A 21,514-nucleotide genomic window follows, 5' to 3' on the forward strand; every position below is an offset into this window, starting at 1 on the left:
TTCGGTGTTCATAACCGTTCTGATCAGAACATCAGGCGGCTAGCGAAACCAGAAACCCAGGGCCTTGGCCCTGGGTTTTTTTATGAATGCGGCAGGCCAGCGCAGTCACCTCAGAGGGTGCTTTCACCACCCAGTTCTTCAAGCGCCACCCGGGTGAACTGCGCATCCAGCTCCGGCGTTGCGCCGCTGATGCCGATGCCGCCGATGTGCAGGCCGTTCTTATCCATGATTGGCAGGCCTCCCTCCAGCAAGGTGAGCCCCGGCAACGATGCATAGGGTTTAGCCGGGTGTGCATGGCTGTGTTCGCCAGAGGTGGGGGAGGCCAAGGGGAATCGGGCAGAAGTCTCAGCCTTGAGTTGCGCCAGCTTGATACTGGCTTTGTCTGCGCCGTTCATACGGTGCAAATACTTGGGCTTACCGTGGTTGTCGATGATGCTGATGACGACTGAGCGGAGTTATGTAGTCCATTTCCGAAGTGATGAACCCAGTAACCCGGCATAGTGCTCTCTACCTGACACATGTCATCGCACCTTCTCGATTCTTGACTAGTCTTATCCATTGGCGAGCAGAATTTGGCCCGCCACCGTGACTACCAAGAGGCGCCGGCAATGTTTCGTGCGTCCAAACCTGATCAGGAGTGCACGATGGACCTGAACCGTCGGCAATTCTTCAAGGTCGCCGCTATCGGCCTTGGAGGCTCGAGCCTGGCGGCGTTGGGCATGGCCCCCACGCCAGCCTTTGCCGAGCAGGTGCGCCACTTCAAGCTGGCGCACACCAAAGAGACCCGAAATACCTGCCCGTACTGTTCGGTCGGCTGCGGCCTGATCCTGTACAGCCAGGGCGATGCGGGCAAGAACGTCAAACAGAACATCATTCATATCGAAGGTGACGCCGACCACCCGGTCAACCGTGGCACCCTCTGTCCGAAAGGTGCCGGCCTGCTGGACTTTATCCACAGCCCGAGCCGCCTGCAGTACCCAGAGGTGCGCAAGCCTGGCAGCCAGGAATGGGTACGGGTCAGCTGGGACGAGGCCCTGGACCGCGTTGCCGACCTGATGAAGCAGGACCGTGACGCCAACTTCATCGAGAAGAACGCCCAGGGGCAAACCGTCAACCGCTGGCTCACCACCGGTTTTCTCGCTGCCTCCGCCGCCTCAAGCGAGGCGGGCTACCTGACCCACAAGGTCATCCGCGCAACAGGCATGCTGGGGTTCGATAACCAAGCACGTGTCTGACATGGCCCGACGGTGGCAAGTCTTGCCCCGACGTACGGCCGTGGCGCCATGACCAACCACTGGTCAGATATCGCCAACGCGAATCTGGTCCTGGTGATGGGTGGCAACGCAGCAGAAGCGCATCCGTGCGGCTTCAAATGGGTGACCGAGGCCAAAGCGCACAACAAGGCGCGGCTTATCGTGGTCGACCCGCGATTTACCCGAACGGCTTCGGTGGCCGACTACTACGCGCCAATCCGTACCGGTACCGACATCGCCTTCATGGGTGGGCTGATCAACTACCTGCTGAGCAACGACAAGATCCAGCACGAATACGTGCGCAATTACACCGACGTGTCTTTCATCGTCAAAGAGAACTATGGCTTCGAAGACGGGCTGTTCAGCGGCTACGACGAGGCCAAGCGCGTGTATGCCGACAAGTCCGGCTGGGGTTATGAGCTGGGTGAGGATGGCTACGCCAAGGTCGACCCGACACTGCAGCACCCGCGCTGCGTGTTCCAGCTGATGAAGCAGCACTACAGCCGCTATACCCCGGCGTTGGCGAGCATGACCTGTGGCATGCCGCAGGACGCCATGATGAAAGTCTGGGAAGAGATCGCCAGCTGCTCGGTCCCGGGCAAGACCATGACGATTCTTTACGCCCTGGGTTGGACACAACACTCGATCGGTGCGCAAATCATCCGCAGTGCCGCCATGGTGCAGTTGCTGCTGGGTAACGTGGGCATGCCCGGTGGTGGGGTCAACGCGTTGCGCGGCCACTCCAACATCCAGGGCCTCACCGACCTTGGCCTGCTGTCCAATTCGCTGCCGGGCTACCTGACGCTGGCCGGCGATGCCGAGCAGGATTACGCCGCCTATATCGACAAGCGCGCCTCCAAACCGCTGCGCCCGGGGCAGCTGTCTTACTGGCAGAACTACGGCAAGTTCCATGTCAGCCTGATGAAGGCCTGGTACGGTGCCAACGCCACGGCTGAAAACAACTGGGGCTATGACTGGCTGCCCAAGCTCGATGTGCCGGCTTACGATGTGCTGCGCATGTTCGAGATGATGGGCCAGGGCAAGGTCAACGGCTACATGTGCCAAGGCTTCAACCCCATCGCCGCGCTGCCGGACAAGAACCGCGTCACCGCGGCTTTGGCCAAGCTCAAGTGGCTGGTGGTCATGGACCCGCTCGCCACCGAAACCTCGGAGTTCTGGCGCAACATGGGGCCGTTCAACGACGTGGACACGGCCAACATCCAGACCGAAGTGATCCGCCTGCCCACCACCTGCTTCGCTGAGGAAGATGGCTCGCTGGTCAACAGCAGCCGCTGGCTGCAGTGGCACTGGAAAGGTGCCGACGGGCCGGGCGAAACCCGCACCGACGTGCAGATCATGAGCGAGCTGTTCCTGCGCCTGCGTCAGCGTTACCAGACCGAGGGCGGTACCTACCCTGATGCGATCATGAACATCAGCTGGCCGTACAAGATTGCTGATGAGCCATCCCCCGAGGAACTGTCCAAGGAAATGAACGGCTGGGCGGTCACCGACCTTACCGATGCTGCCGGTGCAGCCCTCAAGGCTGGCCAGCAATTGTCGGGCTTCGGTCAACTCAAGGACGATGGCAGCACGGCATCGGGGTGTTGGATCTTTGCCGGCTGCTGGACCGAGCAGGGCAACCAGATGGCTCGCCGCGACAACAGCGACCCGTACGGCATGCACCAGGTGCAGAACTGGGCCTGGGCTTGGCCGGCCAACCGCCGCATCCTCTACAACCGTGCCTCCAGCGACCCGCAAGGCCAGCCTTGGGATCCGGAAAAGAAACGCCTGGTGTGGTGGAACGGCAAGACCTGGACCGGGACCGACGTGCCCGACTTCAAGGTCGACTCGCCACCCGAGGCGGGGATGAACCCGTTCATCATGAACCCCGAGGGCGTGGCGCGGTTCTTCGCCATCGACAAGATGGCCGAAGGCCCGTTCCCCGAGCACTACGAGCCGTTCGAAACACCGATTGGCATCAACCCGCTGCACCCGCAGAACAAGAAGGCGATCAGCAACCCGGCCGGGCGCATCTTCGACTCGGTATGGGACACCCTCGGCAAGCACGATGAATTCCCGTACGCGGCGACCACCTACCGGCTGACCGAGCACTTCCACTTCTGGAGCAAGCATTGCCGGCTCAACGCCATCGCCCAGCCCGAGCAGTTCGTCGAGATCGGCGAGGTGCTGGCCAATAAAAAAGGCATCAAGGCTGGCGACCGGGTGCGGGTGTCGAGCAAGCGTGGCTACATCGACGCGGTGGCGGTCGTGACCAAGCGGATTCGCCCGCTGCAGGTCAACAACCAGACCGTGCACCAGATCGGCATTCCGCTGCACTGGGGCTTCACCGGCGCAACCCGGCATGGCTACCTGACCAACACCCTGGTGCCATTCCTGGGTGACGGCAACACGCAGACGCCAGAGTCCAAGTCGTTCCTCGTCAAAGTGGAGAAACTCTGATGGCCAGCCAAGACATCATCGCCCGCTCGGCCACCACCACCGTGCCGCCCTCGGTACGCCAGCAGCAGGAAGTCGCCAAGCTGATCGACACCACCAAGTGCATCGGCTGCAAGGCTTGCCAGGTGGCGTGTTCGGAGTGGAACGAACTGCGTGACGAGGTCGGCCACAACCACGGCACCTACGACAACCCCCAGGACCTCACTGCCGAGACCTGGACGCTGATGCGCTTTACCGAGCACGAGCGCGACGACGGCAACCTGGAATGGCTGATCCGCAAGGACGGCTGCATGCATTGTGCCGAGCCAGGCTGCCTCAAGGCGTGCCCAAGCCCAGGGGCGATCATCAAGCATGCCAACGGTATCGTCGACTTCAATCAGGACCACTGCATTGGCTGTGGCTATTGCATCACCGGCTGCCCGTTCAACATTCCGCGCATCTCGCAGAAAGACCACAAGGCGTACAAGTGCACCCTGTGTTCCGACCGCGTGACCGTGGGCCTGGAGCCGGCCTGTGTGAAAACCTGCCCGACCGGGGCAATTGTGTTCGGCACCAAGGACGAGATGAAGGTGCATGCCGCCGAACGCATTGTCGACCTGAAATCGCGTGGCTACGACAACGCCGGGTTGTATGACCCGGATGGCGTCGGCGGTACCCACGTGATGTACGTGTTGCACCATGCCGATACCCCCAAGCTGTATGCCGGCCTGCCGGACCAGCCGGTGATCAGCCCGCTGGTAGGGTTGTGGAAGGGCTTTACCAAGCCCCTGGCGTTGTTGGCGATGGGCGCAGCGGTGCTGGCCGGGTTCTTCCACTATGTGCGGGTCGGGCCACAGCGGGTGGAGGAGGACGAACACCCGGCCGCAGCCGACCCGAGCGTGCAGACAGTGGACCCTGCAGTGCATGTCTATGATCCGAGCAAGCCCGGTGGGCAAGGGGAGCAGCGGCCATGAACGACAACAAACCCATCTTGCGCTACAACGCCAACGAGCGCAGCAACCACTGGCTGGTGGCGATCCTGTTCTTTCTCGCCGGGCTGTCGGGGTTGGCGCTGTTTCACCCGGCACTGTTCTGGCTCAGCAACCTGTTTGGCGGTGGGCCGTGGACGCGCATCCTGCACCCGTTTCTGGGGGTGGCGATGTTCGTGTTTTTCGTTGGCCTGGTGGTGCGCTTCTGGCGGGCCAACTTCATCACCGCGAATGATCGCCTCTGGCTGCGGCGGGTTGACCGGGTAATGCGTAACCAGGAGGAGGGCGTACCGCCAATCGGCAAATACAACGCCGGGCAGAAGCTGCTGTTCTGGACCCTGCTGGTGTGCATGCTGGTCTTGCTGGTCAGTGGTGTGGTGATCTGGCGAGCGTATTTCAGCCACTGGTTCGGCATCGAGGTAATTCGCCTGTCGGCGTTGCTGCATGCACTGGCGGCCTTCGTGCTGATCCTCAGCATTATCGTGCACATCTACGCCGGTATCTGGATCAAAGGCTCGATTGGCGCCATGCTGCACGGCTGGGTAAGCCGCGCCTGGGCACGCAAGCACCATGAACTGTGGTACCGCGAGGTGACTGGCGACAAGCCGCCGAGTCATCACGGACGAAAAGAAGGATGAGCGCTTGAGCACGATACTCGAACCTGGGCAGATCGAAGCGTCGGCGGTGATGCCGCCGTTTCTGCACCTGCCGCCGGCCAACCTGTTTGAAGTGCGGGCTGCGCGTTTGGACACGCTGGCCCAGGGCAATGCCCTGGGCGACTACCTGAGGCTGGTTGCGCGGTTGTGCCGTGTGCAGCAGCAGCTTGTGGATAACCCCCCTGGCGCCCTGCCGGTGGCTGAGGCGCGCCAGCGCCTGTGCATAAGCCATGGTTTGCCGCCGCTGGCGGCAGACAGCCTGGTACGTGACGGGGCTTGGCTGGTCTGGCTGCAGGCCTTGCTCGGTCACTTTGGCGACGAACCCCAGGGTCCGTTGGCGGAGGCCTTGCAGGTGCTGCGTGGTAGTGATGACAACCAGCGCAAAGGCTGGGGGTTCGCGTTGCTGGCAGGGCAGTATGACGCGGTGCCGCCCGCACTGGTGCCATTGCTCGGGGCTGCGTTGCAGGCGGCCTGGTCCAGTTGGCTGCTGGCATTGCCGGCGCCTGAACTCAAACCCGCTGGCAGCTTGGCCCAGTGCCCGGCCTGCGGCTCGCCGGCGATGGCCGGGGTGGTACGCAACCGTGGCAAGCACAACGGCCTGCGCTATCTGGTGTGCGCGTTGTGTGCCTGTGAATGGCATGTGGTGCGGGTCAAGTGCGTGTACTGCGAGTCGAGCAAGGACTTGCGCTATACCAGCCTTGAGAATGACCGCCATCTACCCGGCAAGGCGCCCCTGCGGGCCGAGTGCTGCCCGGGGTGTGAAAGCTACCTCAAGCAGAACTACCTCGAAAACGACGCAGCGGCCGAGCCCTTGGCCGACGACCTGGCCAGCCTTGCGCTGGACATGCGCTTGGACGAGGAAGGCTTTCATCGCCTGGCGCCCAACCTGATGCTTGCGCCCGGTTAGTGGGTGAGTGTCTACACTGAAAAACCGAGTCGCCTGCTTCGCGGATGAACCGGTTCCCACAAGACTTGGTACAGGATCATACACCTGCGCAGGCTTTTGTGGGGGCGGGCTCACCCGCGAACAGGCCAGTACCGACGACGGATCAATCCTAGGTAGTACCGCATGTCCAACAGCCTCGCCAGCGACACCCCACGCTTGCCGTCCATCGACACCCTCCTGCGCCATCCGGCCTGCCTCCCACTGATCGACCGCCACGGCCGCGATGCGGTGTTGAGCGCCCTGCGCCAATTGCTGGACGACCTGCGGGAGCCCGCGCGCAGCGGCCAGCTCAGTGCCGCCGAGCTGTCTCTCGAGATCCTTCTGGGCCGCGCCGGCGAACGTCTGGCCGCCCAGCAACGCAGCCAGGTACGCCGAGTGTTCAACCTCACCGGCACCGTGCTGCATACCAACCTCGGCCGTGCCCTGCTGCCGGAAGAAGCCATCGAGGCGATGCAGACCGCCGCCCGCTACCCGCTCAACCTGGAGTTCGACCTGGCCAGCGGCAAGCGTGGTGACCGCGACGACCTGATCGAGGGCCTTATCCGCGAGCTGACCGGCGCCGAGGCGGTTACCGTGGTCAACAACAATGCCGCGGCGGTACTGCTGGCGCTCAACAGCCTGGGTGCGCGCAAGGAGGGCATTATCTCGCGCGGCGAACTGATCGAGATCGGTGGCGCCTTCCGCATCCCGGACATCATGGCCCGCGCCGGGGTGAAGCTGCACGAGATCGGCACCACCAACCGCACCCATGCCCGCGACTACGAGGCTGCCATTGGCCCGCGAACCGGGTTACTGATGCGCGTGCACTGCAGCAACTACAGCATTCAAGGTTTCACCACCCAGGTGCCCACCGCCGAGCTGGCGCGAATCGCCCACCAGCATGACCTGCCACTGCTCGAAGACCTCGGCAGCGGTAGTTTGCTCGATCTCACCCGCTGGGGCCTGCCGGCCGAGCCCACGGTGCGCCAGGCCCTGGCTGATGGCGCCGATCTGGTGACCTTCAGTGGCGACAAGCTGCTGGGCGGCCCGCAGGCCGGGATCATCGTCGGGCGCAAGGCATTGATCGCCAGGATCAAGAAAAACCCGCTCAAGCGTGCGCTGCGGGTCGACAAGATCACCCTGGCCGCACTCGAAGCGGTGCTGGCGCTGTACCGCAACCCGGACCGGTTGGCCGAGCGCCTGCCCAGTTTGCGCTTGTTGACCCGTGGCCAGGCCGATATCCAGGCCCAGGCCGAACGCCTGCTGCCAGACCTCCAGGCCCGCCTTGGTGCGCAATGGGTCGTCAGCGTAGAACCTGCGTTGGGCATGATAGGCAGTGGCAGCCAGCCGGTTGCGCGCCTGCCCAGTGCCGCGCTGTGCCTGCGCCCACAGGTGTCGAAGAAGTTGCGCGGGCGCAGCCTGCATGTGCTGGAGCGGGCCCTGCGGGGCCTGCCAGTGCCGGTGCTTGGTCGCATCGACGACGACGCGCTATGGCTGGACCTGCGCCAGCTGGACGACGAAGCCCAATGGCTGGCGCAATTGCCGGCGTTGCAGTTGGGGCCGGTGCAGTGATCGTTGGTACCGCCGGCCACATCGACCATGGCAAGACCGCACTGCTGAAGGCACTGACCGGCCAGGCCGGTGACCTGCGCCAGGAAGAGCGTGAGCGGGGCATGACCATCGACCTGGGTTACCGCTACGCGGTGCTGGCCGAAGGTGCACCGCTGACGGGCTTCATCGATGTGCCGGGCCACGAGCGGTTTATCCACAACATGCTGGCCGGGGCCCATGGCATAGACGTGGTGCTGCTGGTGGTGGCGGCAGACGATGGCGTCATGCCGCAGACACGTGAGCACTTGGCAATCATCGAGCTGTTGGGTATCCCCCAGGCACTGGTGGCGATCAGCAAGTGCGACCGCGTCGAGCCGGCGCGCCTGGCCCAGGTGCAGGCGCAGGTCAGTGAGCTGCTGGCGCCAGGGCCCTATGCCGGGGCGCGGCAGTTCCCGGTGTCGAGCCTTGGCGGGGAGGGCATCGACGCGTTGCGCCAAGCCTTGCTGAAGGCGCAAACCGCTGTGCGGCAACGCAGTGCGCAAGGCGGTTTTCGCCTGGCTATCGACCGCGCCTTCGCCGTTACCGGTGCGGGGGTGGTGGTGACTGGCACGGCGCTGGCCGGCCGGGTGAGTGCCGGCGATACCCTGGTCCTGGGCAAGGCCGGCAAGGCGGTGCGGGTGCGGGGCCTGCATGCACAAAACCAGGCCGCGCAGGTAGCGCAGGCCGGCCAGCGAGTAGCGCTCAATATCGCAGCCGAACGCCTTAGCGCGGAGCAAGTTCACCGTGGCGACTGGCTGCTGCCGCAGTGGCTGCACGCGCCTAGTGTTCGGGTGGATATCGAGTTGAACCTGCTGCCGGGCGAGCTGCGGGCGTTCGAGCACTTCAGTGCCGTGCATGTGCACCTCGGCACCCAGGACGTGACGGCCCGTGTCGCGTTGCTGGAAGGTGAAACCCTGGCCGCCGGCCAGCGCATGTTTGCCCAGTTACTGCTCAATGCGCCGTTGCAGGCCGTGCATGGCGACCGCCTGGTACTGCGTGACCAGCGTGCTCAGCGCACCTTGGGCGGCGGCAGGGTACTCGATCCGTTTGCCCCCAGCCGCCAGCGCCGCAGCCACGAGCGTCTACGCCAGCTGCAGGTGCTGCGGGATGCCCAGGGCCTGGAGCAGGCGCTGCCGGCACTGCTGGCCAGTGCCCCCGGTGGTATCGACCCACAGCGCCTGGAGCGGCAGTTCAATCGCCTGCGCGAAACCTGGCAGCTACCGGCGAACGTGTTGGTGGTGGCCACGCGACAGGGCCAGCTGCTGTTCGCCAGCGCCCAGTGGCAGGCGCTGAAACGGCAGGTGCTGGCGCAACTTGCCCGCTTCCACGAGCAAGAACCGGATCAGCTGGGCCCCGACCGTGACCGCCTGCGACGCTTTACAGCATTGCCGTTGGAGCGGCCTGCGTTTGTCAGCCTGCTTGAGGAACTGCTAGAGGAAGGGGTGATTGCCGCCAGTGGGCCCTGGCTGCATTTGCCGGATCACAAGGTCCAGTTGAGTGAAGCCGACGAGGTACTGTGGGCGCGCCTGCAGCCCAGGTTGCTGGCGGGGCAGTTCGATCCGCCCTGGGTCAGGACATTGGCGGCAGAAGAGAACTGCCTTGAAGCCGACGTTCGTTTGTTGTTGCGCAAGCTGGCGCGTTTGGGCGTGGTGCACCAGGTGGTGCGCGACCTGTTCTACCCCGCAGCGACGCTACAGTGCATGGCAGAGCTGCTGCTGGGGCAGGCGGCTGGCACTTCAGTAGTGCAGGTTGCTGCATTTCGCGATATGTTGGGCATCGGTCGCAAGCGCAGTGTGCAGATTCTGGAATACTTCGACCGCATCGGCCTGACCCGCAGGGTGGCCGAGCAGCGTCACATTCGCGCTGACAGCGCCCTGGCCCAGCAGTACGCCAGGCACTGAGTTCAAGGAAGGCAATCGCGCCCGGTGGCGCGGCCGGGCTTCAAACCCGGTTGGGGACGGCAGCCGTTCCCGGGCAGGTTCGACTCCCGCTGCCTTCCGCCATCTTCTTTTCTTGCCCGGGCGAGTTGCGGGCAGCGGCTACGCCCGCTCCCCACACAGGTCCAGGGCAAACCAGCGTTCTGCTGATTCCACATCCAACCCTGCACCCAGCAGCGCAACCATCTTGCCCAGCGCTGCCTCGCGGGTCATGCCGCCGCCACTGACCAGGCCCGCGCTACGCAGTCGGTTGCCTGCCGCATAGGTATCGAATACCACCGAGCCTTCAGGGCATTGGCTGATTGCCGCCAGCAGCACACCGCGCTGGCGCGCTGCGCGCAGTACCTCGAGCAACGCCAGGTCATCCGACGGCCCTGTACCACTGCCATAGCACTCCAGCAGCAAGGCCTGCACGCCGCTGCCCAACAAGGCCTGCAGATGGCTGGCCTGCAGCCCCGGGAACACGGGCACTACCGCCAGGTTGACCGGCTGGCGCGGCTGGCGGTAATCCAGCTCGGCCGGGATGGCTGCCGCACGCTGGCTGTCGCGATGCCGCGGCAGGGCAACGAACGCATCGAACGCTTCACTGCGCAACTTGGTAGCCCGGCAACCGTGCACCAGCTGCCCATGGAAGTACAACTGCACGCCGTCTTCCAGCCCTTGTTCGAACAGGCGCAGCGCGCCACACAAGTTGGGCCAGGCGTCGCTGTCGGAGGCGCCGGCCGGCAGCATCGAACCGGTCAGCAGTACCGGCACGGGCAAGCCCAGCAGCAGGAACGACAAGGCAGCCGCGCTATAGGCCAGGCTATCGGTGCCGTGCAGCACCAGCACCCCATCATGGCCAGCGTCCACCGCCGTGACGATGGCGTCACGCATGGCCAGCCAGTTGTGCTGTTGCATGTTGGCGCTGTCCAGCAGCGGGTTCAGCTCTTGCAGGGTCCACTGCAGCTGGGGGGCATCGGACAGTTGCGCGAAGTGTTCACGCATCCGCCCGTCGAAACCGCCGGCCGGTGCCAGGCCCTCCGGGGTTTCGAGCATGCCGATGGTGCCACCGGTATAGAGAACGAGAAGATTCTTGACTGCACGCATGGAAAGCATCCGTGGCGGTGAGCGGAGAAAAAAGCCGCCCACGGACGGGGCGGCTTTGGCAGGGCAGGGTATCAGCGCTGTGGCTGGGCCTGGACGGCTGCTTTGTCAGCGGCTGTTTCCAGCTGAGGGTTTGCTGGCCAGGCGTTGCGGTCCAGGTCCAGGTCGGCGAACTTGGTCGAATCGAACACTGGCTGCTTGATACCGGCCTTGCGCTGGTCGTCGTAGTCGCGCATCACCCGCAGGCCAATCTTGAACAACAGGGCCAGGGCGATCAGGTTGACGAAGGCCAGGCAGGTCATGGTGATGTCGGCGAAGGCGAACACGGTCGACAGGTCTTGCATCGAACCCCACACCACCAGCGCCAGTACCAGGCAACGGAACACCATCAGTACCACGCGGTTGCGGCTGAGGAACTGCAGGCTGTTCTCGCCCAGGTAGTAGTTGTAGAGAATGCAGGTGAACACGAACAGCGACAGCGCAACGCTGACGAACACGCGGCCCCAGTCACCCACCACCGCGGCCAGCGAGTTCTGGGTCAGGACAATGCCGTCGCCCTCGAAGCCTGGGGTGTAGAAGCCCGACAGCAGGATCAGCAGTGCGGTGCAGGTGCAGATCACGAAGGTGTCGAGGAACACGCTGAAGGCCTGGACCACGCCCTGCGCGCCCGGGTGTTTCACTGCCGCCACGGCCGCAACGTTCGGTGCACTGCCCAAGCCTGCTTCGTTGGCGAACACGCCCCGCTTCACGCCCATGACGATGGCGCTGCCGAGCAGGCCGCCAAACGCAGGGTCAAGGCCGAAAGCGCTCTTGAAGATGGTTTCCAGCATGGCGGGTACGTGGTCGATCTGGGTGCCGATCACGTACAGGGTCACGCCGATGTAGGCCAGGGTCTTGACCGGCACCAGCAGGTCCGAGACCGCCGCGATGCGCTTGATGCCACCGATGAAGGTGATGGCCAGCAGCACGGCCAGCACCAGCCCGGTGTGGCTTGGCTTGAAGTCGAAGGCATTTTGTAGCGAATGGGTAACGGTGTACGACTGCAGGCCGATGAAGGCGAAGCCGTAGGTCACCAGCAGCAGGATCGAGAACACGATGGCCATGCTTTTCAGCTTCAGGCCATGCTGAATGTAGTAGGCCGGGCCGCCACGGTACAAGCCGTCGCCATCGGCGCGTTTGTACACCTGGGCCAGGGTACATTCGAAGAAACTGCTGGCCATGCCGACCAGGGCAGTGACCCACATCCAGAACACCGCGCCAGGGCCGCCCAGGGTCACGGCAATGCCGACCCCGGCGATGTTACCGGCGCCCACGCGGCCAGCCAGGCTCAGCATCAGGGCCTGGAAGGAGCTCAACTGGCCTGCCTGGCCACGCAGCGATTCCTTGAACACGGCGAACATGTGGCCGAAATGGCGGAACTGTACGAACCGCGAACGGATGGTGAAGTAACCGCCGAGACCGACGATCAGCACGATGAGGAGTTTCCCCGAGAGGAAATCGTTGAGTGCTTCGAGCATTGGAAAATGACCTCGATTCTTATTCTTCGTGTGGATTGATCAGCGGACGGCAGGCGCACCGCTATTCGTTGGGGCGCATGGTTGGCCATGACAAGAATCGTTACAATTTCGCGGGTTGCTCTGACTTGATGCGACTTGATGCTACAATGGCGTCATTCGCGTCACCTGGATTCCGCACATGAGTGAGCATTTCGCTACCAACCTCAAACTGGCTTGCAGCCACTACCGCTCTATTTCCGAAGTTTGCCGCCAGCTCTCGATCAACCGAGCGCAGTTCAACAAGTACCTCAGCGGGCAGAGCCGTCCGACGGCTTTCAACCTGAAACGCATCGGTGATTTCTTTGGCGTCGAGGATTACGAGCTGAACCTGCCTGCCGAGCAGTTCGCCCGAATGATCGGTGCCCGGGTATCGACCCTGGCCGAACAACCCAGCGACCCGATCAGTGAACTGTTCCGCCCACTGCATGAGCACGCCGGCAACCTGTCGCGTTATTGCGGTTATTACTTCGAGTATTCGAACTGCATGTCGGTGCCCGGCACGATCCTGGTGTCGCTGGTGCACCTGTGGGAAGAGCGGGGGCGTTTCCTGTTCGAGCGCCAGGAGCGGCAGGAGCGCTCCAGCGCCACGGACCTGCATGCCGAAGTCCGTTGTCGCTATCTGGGCGCGGCGTTTCAGTTGCAGGACCGGGTGTTCCTCATCGACTACGAGTCGCTGACTTTCAACGAAATGAGCCAGACCATCCTGATTCCCAGCTTCAAAAGCCGGATCACCCGCCTGAACGGCCTGAAGGCCGGGGTTTCCAGCGGCGACCGGCGCAACCCGGCCTGCACAAGAGTGGTGTGGGAGTACCTGGGTGAGGAGATCAATCGCATCAATGCCTACCGACAGGTCAAACTGTACCGCCCGGATGATCCGCGTATAGATGATGACGTCAGGGAACGGCTGAGCGTGGGGCCGTTGCGCAACAGTTTGTTTGAGATTGAATAGACAGGATGGCTGTACTCGGCGTGCCACTGCCGCTCTATTGGTTTGACCGATGACTGAAATTGAATTCAGGCCCGCTGAGCACTCATAGGCGGTGCAACCATTGCGCCACCGGATGACCAGTACTGAGCATCAACTTGGTTGCCATCAGGCAGCACACGGCGATCAGCAGCGGTTTCACCAGCCGCGGCCCGAAGTGGAGCGCACACCGCGCGCCCAGCTGCGCACCAATGATGGCGGACACAGCCATTATCAATGCCAAAGGCCAGACGATCGCCCCACTGCATGCAAACACGGTCAGGGCTCCCAGGTTGCAGCAAGCATTCAGGAGTTTGCTTCTGCAAATTGCTTGCATGAGCGGCTGTCCCAGCAGCAGGGTGCATGCGACCATGAAAAATGAACCGGTACCTGGCCCGAAAATACCGTCATAGAAGCCAATGGCTGGCACTACCGCCAGTGTGAATGCAACGCTCGACAGCCGTTGCTTGCGCTCCTGACTACTCAGCGTGGGAGTGAACGCAAAGTAGGCCGCGACCGCGATCAGCATGATGGGAACGACAGATTCCAGGACATACCTGTCGAGCATGCTGATTGACATGGCGCCAGTGACGCCTCCAATAAAGGATAGGCAGGCCATAGGCCAGTCTGCTCGCCAATCGATCATTCGTTTTCGAGCAAACGCCCAGACGGCTGACGCACTGGCTGAGGAAGCTTGAAATTTGTTAGTGGCCATTGCTGCCAATGGGTCGATGCCTGCGATGAATAGAGCGGGAAGAGTGAGGAGTCCGCCGCCGCCTGCTATTGCATCGAAGAAACCGGCAAACAGCGCGACGGCTGCTAGCGCTATATAGATCGAATCCATTTTCAATTGTGCTCCATTTTCACTAGCCACGTACTATCAACGGGTCTTGCTGCAGGATTAATGGCTGCGTATCTGGCGAATACCCAAACAGCCTGATCAGTAGTCGCCTGTTATCTTTGATTGTGTCGCGTGCATGCAGGGCCTGGCTGTTGTTGATTAACAGCGCAGAGGTGGGCAGCAGAACGAATTCGTAACAATCTGCCTGATTCAATAGATCTTTCAATGACCAGTAGGCTTGGCGCGCCAATTGGCTAGCTTTTTCGTGCACAGAGTACCGATAACTGTTGTAGCGCAAGGTGAAGTCACCTCGAGGGTCGAACTGGATGATGGAATGTTCTAGCATGTCCTCGCTGTCGTCCTTGACGAAACATTCACTGCGACTGAAACAGAATGATTTCGATGAAAGCGCCAGTGCTTCAAGGCCGTTCAGTTTTGCAATTACATTGCGTACCGGTATCAATTTTGTCGGCTCTTGGGATGGGGTCCATCGGGCCGTCAGAATCAAGGCGCTGGGTGCTGGAGAGTGCCCGTTTTCGGCATTGAGCGAACAGTTGTAAGGGGGCTCCGTGTGCGGCCCAAGCTCAAGCCCAGAATGAGAACTAAGCTCCGCTGTGACACTTCCGGTCTCACTGGGCAAGCCCACTGCACCGCCACCCTTGAAGTTCCCTACGATTCTTATCTGCTTGCTTTCATTGTCTATGTCGAAAGCGAATGATCTATAGTTGACAAGGCTCAAAAGAATCTGACTTCGAGAGCTCAAATAAAGAGTTGTTGGTTCATTGCAGATTATATCTACTGGCGGAAGAAATTTTGGCGCAGGGTCTTGCTCGGGCTCTCGCATTCCTGTGAATTCAATGGCGGCTACTTTTCCGTTGCTGAAAAGTTCGAGCAGATCTCGTTGCGGGCGACCCATTAATCGCATCAGTGCCTGTGCATGGAAGATGGAAGTTTTTGCGCTGCCTGCTACATCTGGACCACCCATCGCACCGACTTGGCGGGCTGCGCAGTCCAGAAAATTGGCTTGCTGGTCATTGAGCTCGAACTGGATGACCTCAGTCGATCGTTGAGGCACGTTCCCTATCATTGTTTTTTTCCTTGTATGTAGGGGGAGGTGGAACTTTTTGTGAGTTCGCCGTTAATTTAGCCAGAGAATCTTACGCAGTGATGCAGGACCTGCTCCCTTGGTCATGTGAGGAATGTCCTCGGCGGTGGTAGGTATAGCCCTACGTATCCACCTCCGCCCCAGGGTTGGACTTCCCCGCCCGGAAACCGCAAAATGACCCACTTTCCTTAATCAACCTCTCCGGATCTGCTGACTCTATGCGTATGCGCCTAATGCTGTTGGGTGGTGGCAATGCCCTCGGGCAAGCGCTGATTCGTCTTGGGGCCGAGGAGGACATCGCATTCCTGGCGCCGCGCCCGCCCGAGAGCGGCTGGACGCCGGCGAGCCTGACCCAGTTGCTTGACGACCATCGCCCCGATGCCCTGGTGAACCTGGCCTATTACTTCGACTGGTTCCAGGCCGAGTCGGTCAGCGAGCCGCGCCTGGCGCAGCAGGAGCGGGCAGTCGAGCGGCTGGCAGAGCTGTGCCAGCACCACCAGATCACCCTGGTGCAGCCTTCCAGCTACCGGGTATTCGATGGCTCGCGGGCCACTGCCTACAGCGAGAAGGACGAGCCCGTACCCCTGGGGCTGCGGGGCCAGGCCTTGTGGCGGATCGAGCAGAGCGTGCGTGCGGCGTGCCCGCAACATGTACTGCTGCGCTTTGGCTGGTTGCTGGACGAAAGCATCGATGGCTCGCTCGGTCGTTTCCTCACCCGTGCCGAGCAACCGGCCGAGTTGCTGCTGGCCGATGACCGGCGCGGCAACCCCACACCTGTGGACGATGCGGCCCGGGTGATCCTGTCTGTGCTCAAGCAACTCGATTGCAACGCGCCGCTATGGGGCACCTACCATTACGCCGGCAACGAGGCGACCACGCCGCTGGTGTTGGGCCAGGCGATCCTGGCCGAGGCCGGCCAATATCGCCAGCTGGCAGTGCAGGCACCCACGGCGCAAGCGCATGCCGCGCGGCCGGATGCCAGCGAAGAGCCGCAGCATGCCGTATTGGCCTGCAAGAAAATCCTTCATACCTTTGGCATCAAGCCGCGTGCCTGGCGCGCCGGCTTGCCGCCCCTACTGGACCGTTTCTACCGCCATGGCTGATGCCCCCATCCTGATCACCGGCGGTGCCGGCTTCATTGGTTCCCACCTGTGCGATGCGTTGTTGGACAAAGGCTACGCCGTACGCATTCTCGATGACTTGTCCACTGGCCGGCGGGGCAACCTGCAGGTCGACCACCCACGGCTGGAACTGATCGAAGGCGATGTCGCCGATGCTGCTCTGGTCATGCGGGCTGCGGCAGGTTGCAGTGCCGTGGTGCACCTGGCCGCAGTGGCTTCGGTGCAGGCCTCGGTCGAAGATCCGGTGCGTACCCACCAGAGCAATTTCATCGGCACCCTCAATGTTTGTGAAGCCATGCGCGTGCACGGTCTGCGCCGGGTGGTGTTCGCCTCCAGTGCCGCCGTGTATGGCAACAATGGCGAGGGCGAGTCGATCGCCGAGGATACGCCCAAGGCACCGCTGACGCCCTATGCCGTGGACAAGCTGGCCAGTGAGCAATACCTGGACTTCTACCGCCGTCAGCACGGGCTGGAGCCGGTGGTGTTCCGCTTCTTCAATATCTTCGGGCCTCGCCAGGACCCGTCCTCGCCCTATTCCGGGGTTATCAGCATCTTCTGCGAGCGTGCTGTGCAGGGCCTGCCGATCACCGTGTACGGGGATGGCGAGCAGACCCGCGATTTCCTGTATGTAGGCGACCTGGTGCAAGTGATGGTGCAGGCGCTGGAGCAGCCGCAGGTCGAGGAGGGGGCGGTGAACATCGGCCTCAACCAGGCAACGTCGATCAACCAGATGCTCGCGGCGCTGCAGAAAGTCGTGGGCAGCTTGCCAGCGGTGACCTACGCGGCGGCGCGTGCCGGTGATATTCGCCATTCGCGGGCCGATAACCAGCGCTTGCTGGCGCGGTTTGCATTCCCGCAGGCTACGCCGATGGTCGAGGGGCTGGCCCGGCTACTGGGTAAAAGCTGAAGTCACGGGCCAAGCGATGCCCTGCCTGCACGGCCTGTAGGAGCAACTGTCTTTCTCAAAATTTGAAAAGCCTGCGCGATCCATTGTGGGAGCGGGCGTGCCCGCGAAGCAGGCGACGCGGTGTCTGGCACCGGCTGCGCCGGTGTTCGCGGGCACGCCCGCTCCCACAGGAACCGTGAGATCTTCGAGTCCTGCATTTTGGCTGTTGATCTACACCCTCTTCGGCTGAGGCAACACCAGATCCCTCTCTCAAGACACAAGCGGCCTTGTGTCGCGACAGGGCTGCGCAGCAGCCCCAGGATCAGCCATGGCGCACCACCTTGCGCACGCAGTCCTCGGGGTTCAACATCCGCCCATCCAGACTTCTCACCTGTAACGGTTCCAGCAAACCGCTTTCCACCAGCCACTTGAGCCGTGAGGCGAGGATGGTCTTCGCCAGCCCCAGATTCTTCTGAAACTCACTGAAGCGACGCAGGCCATCAAAAGCATCGCGAAGGATCATCAGCGCCCAGCAATCACCCAGCACCTCCTGGCGCTGTTGCTGCTGACGCTTTCATGGCTGCCCACGGCAATGCTCGGGCAATCCGTGATGGCCTTTGTCCTTGGCGTGCTGATGCTGGATTTTGCCGTGCAGGCAATGCATGTCACCAACCAGACGGTGTTGCTGGCCTGGGCCTGGCCATCAGCGCGGCGGCCCTGGCTTATTGGCTGTGGCTGCAACGCGCAAGGGCGGCCGGAGCCGCCCTGCAGTGTTCCGGTCAGAACTTGTAGCCTAGGCCGACCATGTACACCCATGGGTCGACATCCACGTCGACCTTGGTCTTGCTGTAGCCCAGCGCGGTGGGGCCGTTGACGCTGGCCTTGGTGTCGATGTCCACATACCAGACCGCGGCGTTGACCAGCAGGTTGTCCGTGAGCATGTAGTCCATGCCCAACTGGCCGGCGATACCTACCGAGTCTTGCAGCTTCAGGTTACTGAAGCCCTGCTGCTTGCGGGCGCTGCTGAGGTCTTCATCGAAGAACAGGGTGTAGTTGATACCTACGCCGGCATACGGCTGGAACTTGGAGTTCGGTTCCATCGGGTAGTACTGCAGCGACAGTGTCGGCGGCAGTTGCTTGATGTCGGCCAGCTTGCCGTCCAGCCCGCCACCCAGGCCTTTTACGCCTACGGTGTGCTTGAACGGCGTAGCCGCCAGCAGCTCCAGGCCAACGTGGTCGGTGAGCATGTAGGCGAAGGCCAGGCCCAGCTGGGTGTCGCTGTCCAGTGTCGCCTTGGTGCCCGAAACCTTGTTGCCGTCGAATTTCAGGTCGCTGCTGCTCTCATTCGGCGCAGTGGTGATTGCACCGGCGCGAACGATGACATCACCCGCCTGGTGGGCGTGGGCAACAGGGGCGGCGAAGGCCAGTGCCGCGAATGCGGCCCCGAGCAAGGACTTGTTCATGGAAGCTCCCAGAGGACGTTAATAATCGAGTAGTCCAATGGTACGGATGGGTCTAAACAGAATGTTTGACCCAGCTCAACGAAGCGTCTTCATGAACCGGTAATAGCGCTCACTTCAGCTCATAAGCGTAGATTTTTTCGGCTTCCATCTGGTAGCCGGCATCGGCCAGTTCGCTGCTGGAGGCTTTGACCTGCATCTTTCCCTCGATCCAGTAGGGTTGATAAAGGTCTTCGACGCGCACGCCCATTTCGCTGAAAATGTGCACGATCTGGTTCGAGGGCGGTGGCGGCACATGGATGCACGCGCCGTAGTAAGGCACCAGCAGAAACTCGGTGGTGCGCCCCTCCTCGCTGACTTCCAGCGGCACGATATACCCGGGCAGTTTGACCTGCTGGCCATCGAGGCTTTTCACCACCGGCGCGTTCGGCGCCTGCTGCCGGGCTGCTGGCGCAGACTCGGCGGCCAGGGCGTTGCTCAATTGCGACATGTCGTGCAAGGGGGTGAGTTGCGGTGGAATGACCGGGGCGCCTTCCGGGATCAGCGCTGGCCAGTCGAGCTCCTTGGGTTCGGCGGCCCACAGCGGCATCGCTGCCGCAAGCAGCAGGATCAGCAGCGTTCGCAGTGTCGGCTTCTTCGCGGGTGAACCGGCACCTACACGGGGAACGCGACCCGATGTAGGAGCGGGTTTACCCGCGAAGCAGGCGGTGAGGTGTTTGATCATTACGCGCACTCATAGGTGTATGGACAGGCCATCGGCCAACGACTGCCGATAGGCGCGCCACGCTGGCACGCTGCCCATCAGCAGTGCAGCCCCCAGGATGATAGCCAGCAAGCTCCATTCATGAGCGCTCGGCAGCGCCAGCGGCAGGTACAAACCATAGTTGGCCTGTACATACCCCTGTGCCAGGGCGATACCCGCATACAGCAAGCCCAGCCCGGCGACGATGCCGACTGCCGCCAGTGACAGCGCCTCCAGCACCAGCAGCCCGGCGATATGCCACGGCCTGGCCCCTACGGAACGCAAGATCGCCATCTCCCGGCGGCGTTCGTTGAGGCTGGTGAGAATGGCCGTGAGCATGCCGATCAGGCCCGTGAGCACAACGAACAGCGAAACCACGAACAAGGCTTGTTCGGCCGTGCCCATCAGGCTCCACAGCTCCTGCAAGGCAACGCCAGGCAGGATCGCCAGCAGCGGTTCGTTGCGGTACTCGTTGATTTCCCGCTGCAGGCTGAACGTCGCGATCTTGTTGTTCAGGCCCAACATGAACGCCGTGATGGCGGCAGGTTGCAGGTCCATGCTGCGTGCTTGCTCGGCGCTGATGCGCCCGGCGCCACGTGCCGGCACGCCATTGTGCCAGTCGATATGGATCGCCTCCATGCCGCCCAGGCTGATGTGCAGGGTGCGGTCGACCGGTGTGCCGGTACGCTTGAGCACGCCCACCACGGTGAACGGTTTGTCGTCATGCTTGACCAGGCTGATTGCGGCCACACCGTGCGCCAGCACCAGCTTGTCCCCCAGTTTGTAATGCAGTGCCTCGGCCACTTCGGCACCCAGTACCACCTCGAACGGGTCACTGGCGAATTCGCGGCCCTGGCTCAGCTGCAGGTGCTGTTTGCGGCCGTACTGGTAATGCTCGAAGTAGTCGGCAGTGGTGCCCATTACCCGGTAGCCGCGGTGCGAGTCGCCCAGCGAGATCGGAATCGCCCACTTTACCCGTGGGTCATGGGCGTAGTGCTGAAAGCTGTCCCAGCGGATGTTGTTGGTGGCGTTGCCGATCCGGAATACCGAATACAGCAGCAGGTTCACCGAGCCCGAGCGCGCGCCCACGATCAGGTCGGTACCGCTGATGGTACTGGCGAAGCTGGCACGGGCTTCGGTCCGCACCCGCTCCACGGCCAATAGCAGGCAGACCGACAGGGCGATGGCAAAGGCCGTGAGAAAAGCGGTGAAACGGCGGTTGGCCAGGCTGGCCAGGGCAAGGCGGAGCAGGTACATCAGGCCTCCACGGGCTTGGCGGCACGGTTGAGTTCGGCCAGCGACAGGTGGCGATCGAACAGCGGCGCCAGGCTCTGGTCGTGGCTGACGAACAGCAGGCTGGCACCAGCGGCCCGGCACTCATCGAACAGCAGGCGGATGAACACCTCACGGGTGTCGGCGTCCAGCGCCGAGGTCGGCTCGTCGGCGATCACCAGCTCGGGCTGACCGATCAGCGCGCGGGCTGCGGCAACCCGCTGTTGCTGGCCTATCGACAGGCTGTCCGCACGGCGCGCCAGCAGTGCCGGGTCGCCCAGCCCCAGGTGGGCGAGCAGTTCGCCTGCCGCCTGGTGGACACTGCCATGGCGCTGGATGGCCCGTTCCGCCCGGCTGCGGGAGAAGCGGCATGGCAGTTCGACGTTCTCCCTTACCGACAGGAAGGGCAGCAAGTTGAACTGCTGGAAGATATAGCCGGTGTGGTCGACGCGGAACCGGTCGCGTGCACCTTGGCCCAGCGCGGCGAGGTCCTGGCCAAGCAGCCGGATTCGCCCTTGGTCCGCTCGGTTCACCCCGCCCAGCAGGCCCAGCAGGGTGGTCTTGCCACTGCCGCTGGGGCCTTTGAGAAACAGGGCCTCACCGGCTTGCAGGCGAAACGCCGGGATGTCCAGCAGCGGCGCCTGGCCGGGCCAGGCGAACACCAGGTCCTGCACGTCAATCAGTGCCTGATTCAT

The 21,514-nt window shown here is 62.6% G+C and carries 19 protein-coding genes, 1 tRNA gene and 1 pseudogene; 11 read left to right on the plus strand and 10 right to left on the minus strand.

The window, feature by feature from the left end; genetic code table 11:
* Nucleotides 1-110: 110 nt before the first annotated feature.
* A complete protein-coding gene (locus G1E_RS10100) occupies nucleotides 111-440 on the minus strand; it encodes a heme-binding protein (RefSeq protein WP_047149795.1) in 330 nt (109 codons plus the stop codon).
* A 204-nt stretch (nucleotides 441-644) separates the two neighbouring features.
* On the opposite strand from G1E_RS10100, the gene fdnG reads away from it, so the two are divergent.
* The 7 genes from fdnG (at nucleotide 645) to G1E_RS10140 (ending at nucleotide 9,852) form a co-directional block, all read left to right on the plus strand.
* Complete coding sequence (gene fdnG, locus G1E_RS10110; RefSeq protein WP_139137850.1) at nucleotides 645-3,713, plus strand: formate dehydrogenase-N subunit alpha; 3,069 nt, start codon at nucleotides 645-647, stop codon at nucleotides 3,711-3,713.
* Nucleotides 3,713-4,663, plus strand: a complete 951-nt coding sequence (gene fdxH / locus G1E_RS10115) for a formate dehydrogenase subunit beta (RefSeq protein ID WP_009685687.1) — start codon at nucleotides 3,713-3,715, stop codon at nucleotides 4,661-4,663. The genes fdnG and fdxH overlap by 1 nt, the downstream gene beginning before the upstream one ends.
* Nucleotides 4,660-5,316, plus strand: a complete 657-nt coding sequence (locus G1E_RS10120; RefSeq protein WP_009685688.1) for a formate dehydrogenase subunit gamma — start codon at nucleotides 4,660-4,662, stop codon at nucleotides 5,314-5,316. Before fdxH ends, G1E_RS10120 begins: the two co-directional genes overlap by 4 nt.
* Before the next feature lie 4 nt (nucleotides 5,317-5,320).
* Entirely contained in the window at nucleotides 5,321-6,241 is a 921-nt protein-coding gene (gene fdhE / locus G1E_RS10125) for a formate dehydrogenase accessory protein FdhE (RefSeq protein ID WP_009685689.1), read from the plus strand.
* A 162-nt stretch (nucleotides 6,242-6,403) separates the two neighbouring features.
* Nucleotides 6,404-7,831, plus strand: a complete 1,428-nt coding sequence (selA, locus tag G1E_RS10130) for an L-seryl-tRNA(Sec) selenium transferase (RefSeq protein WP_009685690.1) — start codon at nucleotides 6,404-6,406, stop codon at nucleotides 7,829-7,831.
* On the plus strand, nucleotides 7,828-9,750 hold the full coding sequence (selB, locus tag G1E_RS10135; RefSeq protein WP_047149815.1) for a selenocysteine-specific translation elongation factor: 1,923 nt from the start codon (nucleotides 7,828-7,830) through the stop codon (nucleotides 9,748-9,750). Before selA ends, selB begins: the two co-directional genes overlap by 4 nt.
* 6 nt (nucleotides 9,751-9,756) lie before the next feature.
* Nucleotides 9,757-9,852: transfer RNA gene (locus G1E_RS10140), tRNA-Sec, on the plus strand.
* Nucleotides 9,853-9,888: 36 nt separating this feature from the next.
* Here G1E_RS10140 and G1E_RS10145 read toward each other — a convergent pair.
* Both G1E_RS10145 and G1E_RS10150 read right to left on the minus strand, forming a co-directional pair.
* Nucleotides 9,889-10,875, minus strand: a complete 987-nt coding sequence (locus tag G1E_RS10145; RefSeq protein WP_009685693.1) for an asparaginase — start codon at nucleotides 10,873-10,875, stop codon at nucleotides 9,889-9,891.
* Nucleotides 10,876-10,946: 71 nt separating this feature from the next.
* Complete coding sequence (locus tag G1E_RS10150) at nucleotides 10,947-12,389, minus strand: sodium:alanine symporter family protein (protein ID WP_047149796.1); 1,443 nt, start codon at nucleotides 12,387-12,389, stop codon at nucleotides 10,947-10,949.
* Between the two features lie 178 nt (nucleotides 12,390-12,567).
* On the opposite strand from G1E_RS10150, the gene G1E_RS10155 reads away from it, so the two are divergent.
* Nucleotides 12,568-13,377, plus strand: a complete 810-nt coding sequence (locus G1E_RS10155; RefSeq protein WP_009685695.1) for a helix-turn-helix transcriptional regulator — start codon at nucleotides 12,568-12,570, stop codon at nucleotides 13,375-13,377.
* A gap of 82 nt (nucleotides 13,378-13,459) precedes the next feature.
* On the opposite strand, the gene G1E_RS10160 is transcribed toward G1E_RS10155, so the two are convergent.
* Together G1E_RS10160 and G1E_RS10165 are read right to left on the minus strand one after the other, a co-directional pair.
* Complete coding sequence (locus tag G1E_RS10160) at nucleotides 13,460-14,236, minus strand: TSUP family transporter (protein ID WP_009685696.1); 777 nt, start codon at nucleotides 14,234-14,236, stop codon at nucleotides 13,460-13,462.
* Nucleotides 14,237-14,258: 22 nt separating this feature from the next.
* Nucleotides 14,259-15,320: a hypothetical protein gene (locus G1E_RS10165; RefSeq protein WP_009685697.1), complete on the minus strand. Its 1,062-nt coding sequence runs from the start codon at nucleotides 15,318-15,320 to the stop codon at nucleotides 14,259-14,261.
* A 236-nt stretch (nucleotides 15,321-15,556) separates the two neighbouring features.
* Here G1E_RS10165 and G1E_RS10170 point away from each other — a divergent pair, with 236 nt between their 5' ends.
* Nucleotides 15,557-16,441, plus strand: coding sequence for a sugar nucleotide-binding protein (locus tag G1E_RS10170; protein WP_080709155.1), 885 nt, complete (start codon nucleotides 15,557-15,559; stop codon nucleotides 16,439-16,441).
* A complete protein-coding gene (locus G1E_RS10175) occupies nucleotides 16,434-17,366 on the plus strand; it encodes an NAD-dependent epimerase/dehydratase family protein (RefSeq protein ID WP_009685699.1) in 933 nt (310 codons plus the stop codon). The genes G1E_RS10170 and G1E_RS10175 overlap by 8 nt, the downstream gene beginning before the upstream one ends.
* 301 nt (nucleotides 17,367-17,667) lie before the next feature.
* Here G1E_RS10175 and G1E_RS10180 read toward each other — a convergent pair whose 3' ends face one another.
* Nucleotides 17,668-17,892, minus strand: coding sequence for a helix-turn-helix domain-containing protein (locus tag G1E_RS10180; RefSeq protein WP_009685700.1), 225 nt, complete (start codon nucleotides 17,890-17,892; stop codon nucleotides 17,668-17,670).
* Between the two features lie 3 nt (nucleotides 17,893-17,895).
* On the opposite strand from G1E_RS10180, the pseudogene G1E_RS29395 reads away from it, so the two are divergent.
* Nucleotides 17,896-18,137, plus strand: a pseudogene (locus G1E_RS29395) (MFS transporter); the annotation flags it as partial.
* On the opposite strand, the gene G1E_RS10185 reads toward G1E_RS29395, so the two are convergent.
* From G1E_RS10185 to G1E_RS10200, 4 genes are all read right to left on the minus strand, one after another.
* Nucleotides 18,125-18,808 carry an OmpW family protein gene (locus tag G1E_RS10185; protein ID WP_009685701.1) on the minus strand — a complete coding sequence of 228 codons (684 nt, stop codon included), beginning with the start codon at nucleotides 18,806-18,808 and terminating at the stop codon, nucleotides 18,125-18,127. The pseudogene G1E_RS29395 and the gene G1E_RS10185 sit on opposite strands and share 13 nt — an antisense overlap.
* Before the next feature lie 109 nt (nucleotides 18,809-18,917).
* Nucleotides 18,918-19,430, minus strand: coding sequence for a DUF3299 domain-containing protein (locus G1E_RS10190; protein WP_033690955.1), 513 nt, complete (start codon nucleotides 19,428-19,430; stop codon nucleotides 18,918-18,920).
* Between the two features lie 108 nt (nucleotides 19,431-19,538).
* Nucleotides 19,539-20,804: an ABC transporter permease gene (locus G1E_RS10195; RefSeq protein ID WP_009685703.1), complete on the minus strand. Its 1,266-nt coding sequence runs from the start codon at nucleotides 20,802-20,804 to the stop codon at nucleotides 19,539-19,541.
* Nucleotides 20,804-21,514, minus strand: a complete 711-nt coding sequence (locus G1E_RS10200) for an ABC transporter ATP-binding protein (RefSeq protein ID WP_009685704.1) — start codon at nucleotides 21,512-21,514, stop codon at nucleotides 20,804-20,806. The genes G1E_RS10195 and G1E_RS10200 overlap by 1 nt, the downstream gene beginning before the upstream one ends.

The organism is Pseudomonas sp. TJI-51 (assembly GCF_000190455.2).
In the GTDB taxonomy this organism is placed as follows: domain Bacteria; phylum Pseudomonadota; class Gammaproteobacteria; order Pseudomonadales; family Pseudomonadaceae; genus Aquipseudomonas; species Aquipseudomonas juntendi.